Origin of the sequence: Microbispora sp. ZYX-F-249, assembly GCF_039649665.1 — a bacterium.
Classification (GTDB): Bacteria; Actinomycetota; Actinomycetes; order Streptosporangiales; family Streptosporangiaceae; genus Microbispora; species Microbispora maris.
Genome location: NZ_JBDJAW010000004.1, coordinates 40,957 through 52,919, shown reverse-complemented (window position 1 = coordinate 52,919; position 11,963 = coordinate 40,957). Strand labels below are relative to the sequence as shown.

Here is an 11,963-nt window from a genome sequence, read left to right as displayed (position 1 = left end):
ACCGTTGACGCGATGGTCATCGAACGCATACCGTTGCCCGGACTTATCCGGTTAAGTAGGGAGTGACCAGTGGCCGTCCTCGCGGTGGACATCGGCGGCACGAAGTTCGCCGCGGCGGCCGTCGCCCCCGGCGGCGAGATGCTGGCCCGCGCCGAGGTCCCGCTGCGCGGCCCGGCCTCGGCCGGCGAGACGCTGTCGGAGGTCGTGGGCCGGATCACCGAGCGCGTCGCGCCCGCGCGACTGGACGGGATCGGCGTGGGCTCGGCCGGGCCGCTCGACCCCCTCCGGGGCACGGTCAGCCCGGTGAACATCCCCACCTGGCGGGAGTTCCCGCTGGTGGACGCGCTGGGCGAGGTGCTTCCCGGCCGGCCCGTACGGCTCGCGGGCGACGCCCAGTGCATGGCGCTCGGAGAGTGGTGGCGCGGCCTCGGCGAGGACCGCTCGGCGCGGAGCCGGGCCATGCTCGGCATGGTGGTCTCCACCGGCGTCGGCGGGGGCTTCGTCCTCGACGGCGTGCCGTACGTCGGCCCGACCGGCAACGCCGGGCACATCGGGCACATCACGGTCGACCCCGGCGGCGAGCCGTGCCCCTGCGGCGGCGCCGGGTGCGTGGAGACCATCGCGAGCGGGCCCGGCATGGTCCGGTGGGCCGCCGCGAACGGCTGGTCGGGCGCGGACGCGCGGGCGCTGGCCGCCGACGCCCGGGCCGGGCACCCCACCGCCGCACTCGCCTTCCGGCGCGCCGCCGGCGCGCTGGCCACCGCCGTGCTCACGGCGTCCGCCCTGGTCGACCTGGACCACGTCGTCATCGGGGGAGGCGTCGCCGCGGCGGGGCCGATTCTCTTCGACCCGCTCAGGCGGGCGATCGAGAGGAACGCCGGGCTCGGCTTCCTGCGGCGACTGCGGGTGGACCCGACCTCTCTGGGCCGTGACGCCGGGCTGTTCGGCGCCGCCGCCCTCGTCCTGATCCAGGACGTCGGCGTGCCGGGCTGACCGAAATTAGTGCGATATTTCCATCAATGGGGCAAAGGTAGTCTGGAGGATCGAATCGGGAATCGGGGGACGCGGCCATGACGGGGACGCACAGGTGAAAGGGGCCATCGCCCCCGACGTCATAGCGGCGCTGCTCGAGCGCGGCGGCGAGGGCGTCGTGCTGTGCGACGCCGACGGCGTCGTGACGCTGGCCAACCCGGCCGCGGTCCGACTGGTGCCGCGGCTCGAGCCGGGGCTGCCCCTGCCCGCCCTGTTCGGCGCCGTCCAGTCCGCCCCGGAGGAACGGACCCTGACGCACGGCGGCCGGGACATCCGGGTCCGCGCCGAGGAGTTGGGCGGAGGCCGGATCGCCTGGTATCTGACCGCGGAAACGCCCCCGGAACCCCGGCAGACGCAGCGTACGACGTTCCTGCTGGAGGCCGCGCGGCGCCTGTCCGCCTCGCTCAACCCGCACCGGTGCGCCCGGGCCGCGACGGAGCTGGGCACCGACTTCCTGTGCGACGCGGCGGTCGTGCTGCTGCCGCCCACCGCCCGCCGCCGGATGGAGTGGGTGCGCGCCGTCTCCGGCCGCTCCGGCCCGGACGAGGGCGTCGTGCCGGCCGCCGCCGCGGCGGAGGTGCCCGGCCTGACCGACGCGCTCGCGGGCCTGCGGGAGGACGCCGCGGGACGGCAGGACCCGGCCGGCACGCCGGGCTGGCTGCTGCCGGAGGGCTTCGGCCCGGTCGGCCACCTGCTGGTGCTCCCGCTGCCCGGCAACGGCGTGCCGGCCGGAGCGATCGTGCTCGCCCGCCGCGCCGGGCGGCCGCCGTTCGACGAGGACGACCAGGTGATGGTGTGCGATCTCGCGACCCGGGCGGGCGCCGCGATCTCGGCGGCCTCCCTGTTCCGGGAGCAGAGCACGGTCAACGCCATCCTGACCGGCGACCTGCTGCCGCCGGACCTGCCGGAGATCGAGGGCATGCGGCTGGCCGGCCGGCTGCGGGCCTCACAGCAGGCGGGCGCCATCGGCGGCGACTTCTACGACGTCTACCTGCCCGAGGCCGCGCCGGAGAGCGGGATCGTGGAGCGGCCTCCGCTGGTCATCCTGGGCGACGTCTGCGGCAAGGGCGCCCGCGCGGCGGTCCTGGCCGGTCAGGTCCGCCACAGCCTGCGTACGCTGCTGCTGCTGGAAAGCCGTCCCGAACGGCTGCTGGAACTGCTCAACCGGTCGCTGCTCGCGTCCCCGTCGCCGAACTCCTACGTCACGATGATCCTCGCGGCGCTGCGGAGCGCCCCCGGCGATCACGTGCTGGTGGACCTGTCCGTCGCCGGGCACCCGCCGCCGCTGGTCCTGCGCCGGGACGGCACGGTGGAGGAGGTCGCCGTCCGCGGCTCGCTCCTCGGCGCACTGAAGAAGATCAGCCTGTGGCCCGTCACGCTCGACCTGGCGCCCGGCGATGTGTGCCTGCTGTACAGCGACGGGATCACCGAGGCGTTCGGCGGCCCGAGCGGCCGGGAGATGTTCGGCGACGAGCGGCTGAAGCGGGCGCTGGCGACCTGCGCGGGCATGCCGGTCGACGCGCTGGTGGAGCGGCTGGAGCAGCTCAGCACCGAGTGGTTGCGGGGCGGGCAGCAGGACGACCGGGCGCTGCTCGCCGTGAGCGCGGGGAGGGGGACGTCGCGATGACGCCGGACCTGGAGGCCGCCACCGGGCGCTACCTGAAGCTGATCGGCCGGGCCGACGAGTACGGCGCGGTCGACCTGGTCGTGAACCTGATCGACGGGGGCGTCCCCGCCGAGGACGTGCTGCTGAGGGTCATCGCGCCGGGCCAGCGCCGGGTGGGCGAGCTGTGGGCGTCGAACGAGTGGTCGGTGGCGCGCGAGCACGCCGCCACCGCGGTCAGCGAGCGCGCGGTGGCCGCCGTCAGCGGGCACGTCCGGCCCGCGCCGACACGCGGCCGGGTGGCCGTGGCCTGCGCCGACGGCGAGTATCACGCGCTGCCCACCCGCATCATGGCGGAGGTGCTGCGCCTGCGGGGGTGGGACGTCGACTTCCTGGGCGCCAGCGTGCCCGGGCCGCACCTGATCTCTCATCTGCATCAGACGGGACCCGATGTGGTCGCGCTCGGCTGCACGCTGCCGACCCGGCTGCCCCGGGCGCACGCCACCATCGCGGCCTGCCAGGCCGTGGGCATCCCCGTGCTGGCCGGCGGGGCGGGTTTCGGCGCCGACGGCCGCTACGCCCGGCTGCTCGGCGCGGACGCGTGGGCGCCCACGGCCGACGCGGCGGCCGACCGGCTCGCCGCCGGGCTGCCGTCCTTTCCCGCCGCCCATGACGGTGCGGTCCAACTTGGCGACGAGGAGTACGCGTACCTGACCCGGCACCGCGCCGAACTGCTGTCCCGCGTCATGGACACGCTCGGGGAGCACACCGGCGAGGACCTCGGTCACCTCGCCGACTTCCTCATCGCCGCGATCTACGTCCACGACGCTTCGCTGTTCACCGACTTCGTCACCTGGACCTGCCGGGTCCTGGCGGCCCGGAACGTGCCGGCGGAGTCCGTCGTGCTCGGGCTGAACATTTTCCGTGATGTACTGGCGGACTGCCCCCGCGCCCGGGTGCTGCTGACCGAGGGCGTCACCGCGGCACGGTCGTGTTGCGCGGTCCGACGAACAGAGACGAGCGTTTGATGCAGGACACGCCCCCGTTCCAGGTCGAGTCGCTTGTTTCCGAGCCCGGCGCCGTGCGCCTCGTGATGACCGGTGAGCTCGATTTCAGCGCGGCGGACGAGGCGTCCGCCGCGGTGGACAAGGCGCTCGCCGAAGACCTGCGCCTGCTCGAACTCGACCTGTCCGGGCTGAAGTTCATCGACTCCTCGGGCATGGCCGTCATGATGAACGCCTACATGGGGGCGGGGGAGCGCGGGGCCGGCTTCCGGATCGTCGCGCTCACCCCCTATCTGCGCCACCTGATCGAGGTCGTCGCCCTCGACGACGTGCTGGGCCTGCCCGATTGAGATCTCGCCCGGCTGAGACAATGGGCGGGTGAGCAGGCGTGCCGTCGCCGTCCGGGTCGAGGGGATCGTGCAGGGGGTCGGCTTCCGGCCCTTCGTGTACGGCCTCGCCACGCGGCTCGGCCTCGCCGGGGTCGTCGGCAACGACGAGCGCGGTGTCTTCATCGAGGTCGAGGGCGGCAGCGCGCCGGTCGAGCAGTTCCTCGCCGCGCTGGCCGGCGACCCGCCGCCGCTGGCGGTGATCGAGCGGATCAGCACGGGCCCGGCGCCGGTCACCGGCCGCAGGACTTTCGTGATCGCACCCAGCGCGGCCTGCGGGGACCGGCGCGCGCTCGTCTCACCGGACGTGGCGACCTGCGCCGCCTGCCTGCGCGAGCTGACCGACCCCGCCGACCGCAGGCACGGCTACGCCTTCACCAACTGCACCGGCTGCGGGCCGCGTTTCACCATCGTCCGCGACGTGCCGTACGACCGGGCCAACACGACGATGGCCGGCTTCCGGATGTGCGCGGACTGCGCCCGGGAGTACCACGACCCCGCCGACCGGCGCTTCCACGCCCAGCCCGTGTGCTGTCCCGCCTGCGGGCCCCGGCTGCGCTTCGCCGGTCCCGGGAACGCCGGCGACCCACTCGCGCGGGCCGTACGGCTGCTGCGGGCGGGCGGGGTGCTGGCGGTCAAGGGGCTCGGCGGTTACCACCTGGCGGCGCTCGCGGCGGACGAGCCCGCCGTGGCGGCGCTGCGGTCGCGCAAGCACCGCGAGGACAAGCCGTTCGCGGTGATGGCGGGCGACCTGGACGAGGCGCGGCGGCTGTGCGTGGTGGACCCGGCCGAGGAGCGCCTGCTGACCGGGCCCGCCCGCCCCGTCGTGCTGCTGCGGCGCCTGCCCGACGCTCCCGTCGCACCGTCCGTGGCACCGGGCAACCGGTGGCTGGGCGTGCTGCTGCCCTACACCCCGCTGCACCACCTGCTGCTCCGGGCGCTCGGGCAGCCCATCGTGCTGACCAGCGGCAACGTGTCCGACGAGCCGATTGCCTACCGCGACGAGGACGCGCTGGAACGGCTCGGCGGCATCGCCGACGCCTTCCTCACCCACGACCGCCCCATCCACATCCGCACGGACGACTCGGTCGTACGGGTCTTCCGGGGCCGCGACCTGCCGATCAGGCGGTCGCGGGGGTACGTGCCGCGACCGCTGGCGCTCGCCCGGGCGGCCCCCCGGCCCGTGCTCGCCTGCGGCGCCGAGCTGAAGCACACGTTCTGCCTGCTCAAGGGTGACCGCGCGGTCGTCTCCCACCACATCGGCGACCTGGAGAACTACGAGACCCTGCGGTCGTTCACCGAGGGCGTCGATCATTTCCGGCGGCTGTTCGACATCACGCCCGAGGTGGTCGCCCACGACCTGCACCCCGAGTACCTGTCCACGAAGTGGGCCCTCGACCAGGACGCGGACCTGGTCGGCGTGCAGCACCACCACGCCCACATCGCCTCCTGCCTGGCCGACAACGGCGTCGCCGGGCCGGTCGCGGGAGTGGCCTTCGACGGCCTCGGCTACGGCCCGGACGGCACGCTGTGGGGCGGCGAGTTCCTCGTGGCCGACCTGGCGGGGTTCGAACGGGCGGGACACCTGGCGCCGGTGCCGCTGCCCGGGGGCGCGACCGCGATCCGGCAGCCCTGGCGCATGGCGGCGGCCTACCTCGACCTCGCCTACGGCGGGGACGTCCCGGAGGACCTCGACGTCGTACGGCGCAACGCCGAGCGGTGGGCGGCCGTCGTCGCGCTGGCCCGCCGGGGCGGGAACGCGCTTCTCAACCCGCCCGTCACCTCCAGCATGGGCCGCCTGTTCGACGCGGTGGCGGCGGTCGCCGGGGTGCGCGACGTGATCACCTACGAGGGTCAGGCCGCGGTCGAGTTCGAGCAGCTGGCCGACCCCGCGGTGGACGAGGCGTATCCCTGCGCCCTCGCCGCAACGGGCACGCGGTTCACCGTGCCGGGCGTGGCGCTGGTCCGCGCGGCCGCCGAGGACCTGCGCGCGCGTGTCCCGCGCGACGTCGTCGCCGCGCGCTTCCACAACACCGTGGCCCGCGTCGTCGCCGACGGCTGCACCCTCATCAGGCAGGCCCGCGGCCTGTCCACGGTCGCGTTGTCCGGCGGCGTGTTCCAGAACCTGCTGCTGCTCGGCCGGGCCGTGACCCTGCTCGAGGAGCGCGGCTTCACGGTGCTCACCCACCACCGCGTGCCCCCGAACGACGGCGGCGTCAGCCTCGGCCAGGCCGCGGTCGCCGCGGCGCTGGACCGCGCCTGAATCAGCCGCCCTGGTCGCCCGCGGGCAGCGACGGACTCTCCTCGTCGATGGGCCCCTCCGGCGCGATGCCGGTGGAGTCCTCGAGGGTGGAGCGGCCGTGCGGACGGTCGGTCTCGCCCTGCACGCCCACCTGGTCACGGCCGGGCTCCTGCTTCTGCTTGGCGAGCTCCTCGCCGCCCCGGGTGAGCGACTCGCCCGCGGGCACACCCGTCTCCTCCTCGGCGGACGGCTCCCGCCCGGGCCCGGGCCCGCCCGCGGCCTCCGGCCGGAACGCCAGGTCGCCGGCCCGCTTGACCTCGCTGTCCGGTCGCTCGGTCTCGCTCATGATGAAGTCACCTCCCGGTCAGCAGATCCGCGGCAGCGGGTCGCCGACCAGCACGTCGATGATCCGGGTGCCGCCGAAGGCGGTCTTGAGCAGCACCAGGCCCGGTGGGTCGTCCCCGACGCGGCCGACGATCGCGGCGCCCTCGCCGAGCGGATGGCCCCGCAGGGCGGCGAGCGCCGCCCCGGCCGCGTCCCCGTCGACGACCGCGACCATCCGGCCCTCGCAGGCGACGTAGAGGGGGTCGATGCCCAGCAGCTCGCACGCTCCGCGCACGGCGGGCCGTACGGGCACCGCGTCCTCCTCGACCACGACGGCGACACCGGAGGCCCGGGCGATCTCGTTGAGTATCGTCGCGACGCCGCCCCGGGTGGCGTCCCGCAGGCACCGCACGTTCTCGCCGGCGGCGGCCAGGAGGGCGGCGATGAGCCCGTTGAGCGGGGCGGTGTCCGAGGTCACGTCGGCCTCGATGTCGAGCTCGCCCCGGGCCAGCATGATCGTGACGCCGTGCTCGCCGATCGGGCCGGACACGAGGACGGCGTCGCCGGGACGCGCGTGCGCGACCCCGAGACGGGCGTCCCGCTCCAGCAGTCCCACGCCCGCGGTGGTGACGTAGCAGCCGTCGGCCTTGCCGCGCTGCACCACCTTGGTGTCCCCGGTGACGATCGACACCCGCGCCGCCTCGGCCGCCCTCGCCATCGACGCCGTGATCCGCCGCAGGTCCTCGACCGGGAAACCCTCCTCCAGGACGAAGCCGGCGGACAGGTACATCGGCCGGGCCCCGCACACCGACAGGTCGTTGACGGTCCCGTTGACGGCGAGGTCGCCGATGTCGCCGCCGGGGAAGAACAGCGGGGAGACCACGTAGGAGTCGGTGGTGAACGCGAGCCGCGCGCCGCCCGCGCCGAACACCGCGCCGTCCTCCAGCGGCTCGAGCAGCGGGTTGCGGAACGCGTCGAGGAAGACCGCCTCGATCAGGGTCTGGGTCGCCTTGCCGCCCGCGCCATGGGCCATCGTGACGTGCTCCTCGCGCACCCGGGCCTTCCGCTGCCGCGCGCGGTCGATGCGTTCGAGGACCTGCCGCTCACGGGCCGTCTCGGTCACCGCGTCGCCTCCCTCACCCGCTGCCGCGAGAAGCGGCCGAAGTTGTAGTAGGCCGCGCAGGCGCCCTCGGAGGACACCATGCAGGTGCCGATCGGCGTCTCCGGCGTGCACGCCGTGCCGAAGACCTTGCACTCCCACGGCTTGAGGACGCCCTTGAGCACCTCGCCGCACTGGCACGCCTTCGGGTCGGCCACCCGGCCGCCGGGGATCGCGAACAGGCGCTCCGCGTCGTACGCCGCGTACTTTTCCCGCATCCGCAGGGCCGAGTGGGAGATGAACCCGAGGCCGCGCCACTCGAAGTACGGCCGCAGCTCCATCACCTCGTTGATCGCCCGCAGGGCCCTGACGTTGCCCGCCCACGGCACGACCCGGGCGTACTGGTTCTCGACCTCCGAGCGTCCCTCGGCGAGCTGGCGCAGCAGCATGTCGACCGACTGCAGGATGTCCAGCGGCTCGAAGCCCGCCACCACCAGCGGTTTGCCGTACCCGCGGGCGATGAACTCGTACGGCCGGCAGCCGATGATCGTGGACACGTGGCCGGGGCCGATGAAGCCGTCGAGGCGCAGGTCGGGCGAGTCCAGGATGGCCTTGATCGCGGGAATGATCGTCACGTGGTTGCAGAAGACCGAGAAGTTGCGCACGCCCTCGGCCGCCGCCCGCAGGACGGTCATGGCGGTCGACGGCGCGGTGGTCTCGAACCCGATGGCCATGAAGACCACCCGGCGGTCCGGGTCGCGCCGGGCGATCTTCAGGGCGTCCAGCGGTGAGTAGACCATGCGGATGTCGGCGCCCCGGGCGGTGGAGTCGAAGAACGACCCGTGCCCGCCGGGCACCCGCATCATGTCGCCGAACGACGTCATGATCACATCCGGCTGCTCCGCGATGTGGATCGCGTCGTCCACGCGGCCCATCGGGATGACGCAGACCGGGCAGCCGGGGCCGTGCACCAGCGTGATCGTATCGGGCAGGTAGTCCTCCAGCCCGTGCTTGTAGATGGTGTGGGTGTGGCCGCCGCACACCTCCATGAACTTGTACGCCCGGCCCGGTTCGCACAGGCTCGCGATCCTGGCGGACAGCGCCCGCGCCTTGTCCGCGTCGCGGTACTCGTCGACGAAGCGCATGGGTCCCTCACCTCTCTATCGAGGAGTCGCGCAGCGCGGCCAGCTCGTCCTCGTACGCCTGGCCGATGCCTTCGAGGAACTCCAGCGCGGCCCGGGCCTCGGCCTCGTCGATCTTCGACAGCGCGAAGCCGACGTGGATCAGGACCCAGTCGCCGGGCCCCAAGGGCTGGCCGTCGAGCAGGCCGATGTTGACGGCCCGCCGCACCCCGCTCACGTCGACCTTGGCGAGGTCAGTCTGGTCCGGTGGGATCTCCACGATCTCGCCGGGAATGCCCAGGCACATGGGACGCCTCCGCAGTGGTGTCGGGGTCGAGCTGGATGGATTCGAGGACGAGGCTGTCGCCGCCCTCCGTGTCGATGTCGATCCCCCCGCACAGTCCGCAGATCGTCAGCGGATCCGCGCACATCGCGGAGTGGCCGCAGCCCCGGCAGATGAGCCGGGCGGGCTCGATGACCAGGTCGAGCGTCGCTCCTTCGGCGACCGTTCCGGCGGCGGCCAGGCAGAACGCCTGGTCCAGAGCCGCGGGCGCGATGCGCAGCAGGGCGCCGGCCCGCACCCGGGCCCGGCGCACCCGCCTGCCGTCCGCCCGGTGCTCGACGGTCTCCAGCACCGCCTCGGCGATCCCGAACTCGTGCACCGGAATCACATCCTTCTGATCCGCAGATAACGTCGGATGTCGGGCAGCGACTGGACGACCAGGATGGTCATCCCGGCCACCAGCAGCACGAGGACCACGCGTTTCAGCATGGGTCCGCCTCCTTCTCGATTAGTTCGAGCACGAGGACGGCGGCCTCGGGGACGGCGGCGGCGACAGGCGGACTCAGATCCATCCCCGGAGACACGTCGGCGGGTTCGCAGCCGACCAGCAGGACTCTGCCTCCCCGGGGGAGATCGAGGCCGGAGGCCAGCGTGAGCACCGCGTCGGGGGTCATCGCGTGCGCGTCCACGAGGGCCGGAGCCGGTTCCGGGGACGCGGGCTCCAGGACGTACAGCGTGCCGGGAGCCCGCCCCGCCGGGACCGCGTCCACGAGGATCGCGAGGTCGTACCCCGAGGTCAGCTCGTAGGCGAGATGGATGCCCCGGATGCCGAAGTCGCCGACCTCCACGCCGGCGGGAACCCCGGTGGCGGCGAGGTGACGGGCCACCGCCACGCCGAAACCGTCGTCGCCGAGGAAGACGTTGCCCACGCCGGCCACCAGGGTTCTCCTGCCGGTTCTCATGCGGGTTCGACCTCGTCCGGTGCGAAGTAGAGGAAGCGTCCCTGCTCGCGCTGGAGATCGGAGCCGGGATCGTCCTCCAGCGTCACGGCCAGGTGGCGCACCCCGTCCACGTCGAGGAAAACCGCCTCGACCCGGGCGGTCCGCCCGGTCAGGAACATGTCGTGCGCGTCGGCGCGCCGGGCGCCGGGCCGCAGCCGCACCCGGCTCCCCTTGCCGATCCGCACCCCGGACACGGTCACCGCGTCGTCCTCCGGCGCGGTCCTGGCGGGCACCTGCAGGTGACGGATGGCGCCGTGGAGGCGTTCGAGCAGCTCCGGCGGCAGGTCGGCGGCCCGTTCGAGGATCTCTGCGGCGCGCGGGTCGGTGACCCTGGCCTCCCGCCTCTCCTCCTCGGTCAGCGTCTGCGTGCGCAGCGTGAGGAGCTCGTCGATCTCGGTCGAGTCGAACAGGTCGCCGGGGCTCTCCGGGGCGATGGCCGGGTGGTCGTACAGGATGATCGGTGAGGACAGCACGACGTCGCGGCGTCCGGGCTCGCCCACCAGGACCGGCCAGGTGTTCTCGTTGCGGCACTCCCGCGCCGCCGCCTCGGCCCACAGCGGCGGGTCGAGCAGCGAGACGAAGGCGCCTCCGCTCACCCCGATCAGCAGGTGGGTGGCGACCAGCGAGCGGCGCAGGGCCTCCTCACGCGGCGCGTCCGCCCGCTCCCAGTGGGCGGTGTTCGCCACCTCGACCCGCAGGCGCACCAGCCCGTACGGCCCGGGCAGCCGTTCGGCGGAGACCCGCATCTCCGCGTCGAGCGGCTGGTGCTCGCAGACGACCCGGCCCGTCCGCTCGCCGTCCGGCCCGGTGATGGGCTCGATGACCCGCTCGCCGGGCACCCGGACCTCGATCGTGCGCCGCCCGCGTGTCACGTCCGGCAGGGACAGGGTGGTTCTGGCCTCCCGCTCGGCGGCCTCGTCGAAGCTGATGTAGTCGCGCCCGCCGACGGTCAGCCGCGGCACAGGCCAGTAGCCGTCGTCCTCTCGCCGCTCGACCGTCTTGCCCCTGACGTGCAGGAACCGCAGGCGCACGTCGAGGCGGGCCTCGCCGGGGGCCTCGAGCAGGCACTCGGTCACGCTGGCGGACGGCTCGCCGGGGTAGTCCGGCGGCACGAGCACGCCGAACTGCCAGCGCATGCGGTTCTTGGCCGCCGAGGCGCGGTAGGGGTAGAGCAGGTAGCCCTCGTACAGCACGGCGTCCGCGACGCGGCGGGCCGCCTCCATCGGCGCGGTCACCGGCCTGCCTCCTTCATGAGCAGTTCGACGGCCTCGTCGACGGTGGCGAGCACGCGTTCGGACTTGAAGCGGAGGAGCTCGCGTACGGTGTCGCGGCGCAGCCGCAGCCAGCCGGAGCCGGGGAAGGCGGTGTCGATCGTCTCCCGCCACACCGCGACCGGCAGGCGATGGCGGGTCTCGCAGTGCCAGGGGACCTGCCGCATGCTCACGCCCCCGCCGGAGCGCGCCAGCACGGTCCCGCTGAACAGCAGCAGCAGCGGGATCTCGCCCTCGTCGAGGGAGGCGAAGTAGCGGCCCGCGGCCACCTCCAGGTCGTAGCCGCACGGCACGGGCATGTCGATCACCGTGCTCCCGGTGAAGCCGGGCACCATCGCCTGCGCCATGGCGAACTGCACCGGCCGCAGCGTGTCGCCCCACCGGGCCGGCTCGCCGAACAGGTCCGCGAGCAGCGCCGCCTCCCGCGGGCCGTACGGCCTGCGGCGCGGCTCGATCCTGATCTGGCAGCGCAGCGCGATGGCGTGGACGCCCTCGGGGGAGGGGTCGGTCACGCGCAGGCGGAAGACGAGCGTGGGCGAGGCCGCGTACGGCTCCGGCCGGACGTCCAGGCAGTCGAAGCGGAGACCATCGTCCAAG

The 11,963-nt window shown here is 73.9% G+C and carries 14 protein-coding genes; 5 read left to right on the top strand and 9 right to left on the bottom strand.

Going from position 1 to position 11,963, the window contains the following annotated elements:
• Nucleotides 1–69 precede the first annotated feature (69 nt).
• The 5 genes from AAH991_RS06575 (at nucleotide 70) to hypF (ending at nucleotide 6,288) form a co-directional block, all read left to right on the top strand.
• Nucleotides 70–993 (top strand): ROK family protein, encoded by a 924-nt coding sequence (locus tag AAH991_RS06575; RefSeq protein WP_346224841.1) that lies wholly within the window; start codon nucleotides 70–72, stop codon nucleotides 991–993.
• Nucleotides 994–1,087: 94 nt separating this feature from the next.
• Nucleotides 1,088–2,659 carry a PP2C family protein-serine/threonine phosphatase gene (locus AAH991_RS06570; protein ID WP_346224840.1) on the top strand — a complete coding sequence of 524 codons (1,572 nt, stop codon included), beginning with the start codon at nucleotides 1,088–1,090 and terminating at the stop codon, nucleotides 2,657–2,659.
• Complete coding sequence (locus tag AAH991_RS06565; RefSeq protein WP_346224839.1) at nucleotides 2,656–3,663, top strand: cobalamin B12-binding domain-containing protein; 1,008 nt, start codon at nucleotides 2,656–2,658, stop codon at nucleotides 3,661–3,663. The genes AAH991_RS06570 and AAH991_RS06565 overlap by 4 nt, the downstream gene beginning before the upstream one ends.
• Nucleotides 3,663–3,989, top strand: a complete 327-nt coding sequence (locus AAH991_RS06560; protein ID WP_346224838.1) for an STAS domain-containing protein — start codon at nucleotides 3,663–3,665, stop codon at nucleotides 3,987–3,989. The genes AAH991_RS06565 and AAH991_RS06560 overlap by 1 nt, the downstream gene beginning before the upstream one ends.
• 28 nt (nucleotides 3,990–4,017) lie before the next feature.
• The gene (gene hypF, locus AAH991_RS06555) at nucleotides 4,018–6,288 is read left to right on the top strand and encodes a carbamoyltransferase HypF (RefSeq protein WP_346224837.1); all 2,271 of its coding nucleotides are present in this window, start codon (nucleotides 4,018–4,020) and stop codon (nucleotides 6,286–6,288) included.
• Between the two features lies 1 nt (nucleotide 6,289).
• Here the strand turns inward: hypF and AAH991_RS06550 are convergent, their stop codons facing one another.
• The 9 genes from AAH991_RS06550 to AAH991_RS06515 are packed head-to-tail and all read right to left on the bottom strand — an operon-like array spanning nucleotide 6,290 to nucleotide 11,962.
• Nucleotides 6,290–6,613, bottom strand: a complete 324-nt coding sequence (locus AAH991_RS06550) for a hypothetical protein (RefSeq protein ID WP_346224836.1) — start codon at nucleotides 6,611–6,613, stop codon at nucleotides 6,290–6,292.
• Between the two features lie 18 nt (nucleotides 6,614–6,631).
• The gene (gene hypE, locus AAH991_RS06545; protein ID WP_346224835.1) at nucleotides 6,632–7,714 is read right to left on the bottom strand and encodes a hydrogenase expression/formation protein HypE; all 1,083 of its coding nucleotides are present in this window, start codon (nucleotides 7,712–7,714) and stop codon (nucleotides 6,632–6,634) included.
• Nucleotides 7,711–8,835 carry a hydrogenase formation protein HypD gene (hypD, locus tag AAH991_RS06540; RefSeq protein ID WP_346224834.1) on the bottom strand — a complete coding sequence of 375 codons (1,125 nt, stop codon included), beginning with the start codon at nucleotides 8,833–8,835 and terminating at the stop codon, nucleotides 7,711–7,713. Before hypD ends, hypE begins: the two co-directional genes overlap by 4 nt.
• Before the next feature lie 7 nt (nucleotides 8,836–8,842).
• Nucleotides 8,843–9,091, bottom strand: coding sequence for a HypC/HybG/HupF family hydrogenase formation chaperone (locus tag AAH991_RS06535; RefSeq protein ID WP_346224833.1), 249 nt, complete (start codon nucleotides 9,089–9,091; stop codon nucleotides 8,843–8,845).
• Nucleotides 9,066–9,473, bottom strand: coding sequence for a hydrogenase maturation nickel metallochaperone HypA/HybF (locus tag AAH991_RS06530; protein ID WP_346224832.1), 408 nt, complete (start codon nucleotides 9,471–9,473; stop codon nucleotides 9,066–9,068). Before AAH991_RS06530 ends, AAH991_RS06535 begins: the two co-directional genes overlap by 26 nt.
• 5 nt (nucleotides 9,474–9,478) lie before the next feature.
• Nucleotides 9,479–9,583 (bottom strand): DUF6893 family small protein, encoded by a 105-nt coding sequence (locus tag AAH991_RS40455; RefSeq protein WP_428833952.1) that lies wholly within the window; start codon nucleotides 9,581–9,583, stop codon nucleotides 9,479–9,481.
• Nucleotides 9,577–10,056 carry a hydrogenase maturation protease gene (locus AAH991_RS06525; protein WP_346224831.1) on the bottom strand — a complete coding sequence of 160 codons (480 nt, stop codon included), beginning with the start codon at nucleotides 10,054–10,056 and terminating at the stop codon, nucleotides 9,577–9,579. The genes AAH991_RS40455 and AAH991_RS06525 overlap by 7 nt, the downstream gene beginning before the upstream one ends.
• Nucleotides 10,053–11,330 (bottom strand): hypothetical protein, encoded by a 1,278-nt coding sequence (locus tag AAH991_RS06520; protein WP_346224830.1) that lies wholly within the window; start codon nucleotides 11,328–11,330, stop codon nucleotides 10,053–10,055. Before AAH991_RS06520 ends, AAH991_RS06525 begins: the two co-directional genes overlap by 4 nt.
• Nucleotides 11,327–11,962, bottom strand: a complete 636-nt coding sequence (locus AAH991_RS06515) for a DUF6084 family protein (protein ID WP_346224829.1) — start codon at nucleotides 11,960–11,962, stop codon at nucleotides 11,327–11,329. The genes AAH991_RS06520 and AAH991_RS06515 overlap by 4 nt, the downstream gene beginning before the upstream one ends.
• Nucleotide 11,963: the final 1 nt, after the last annotated feature.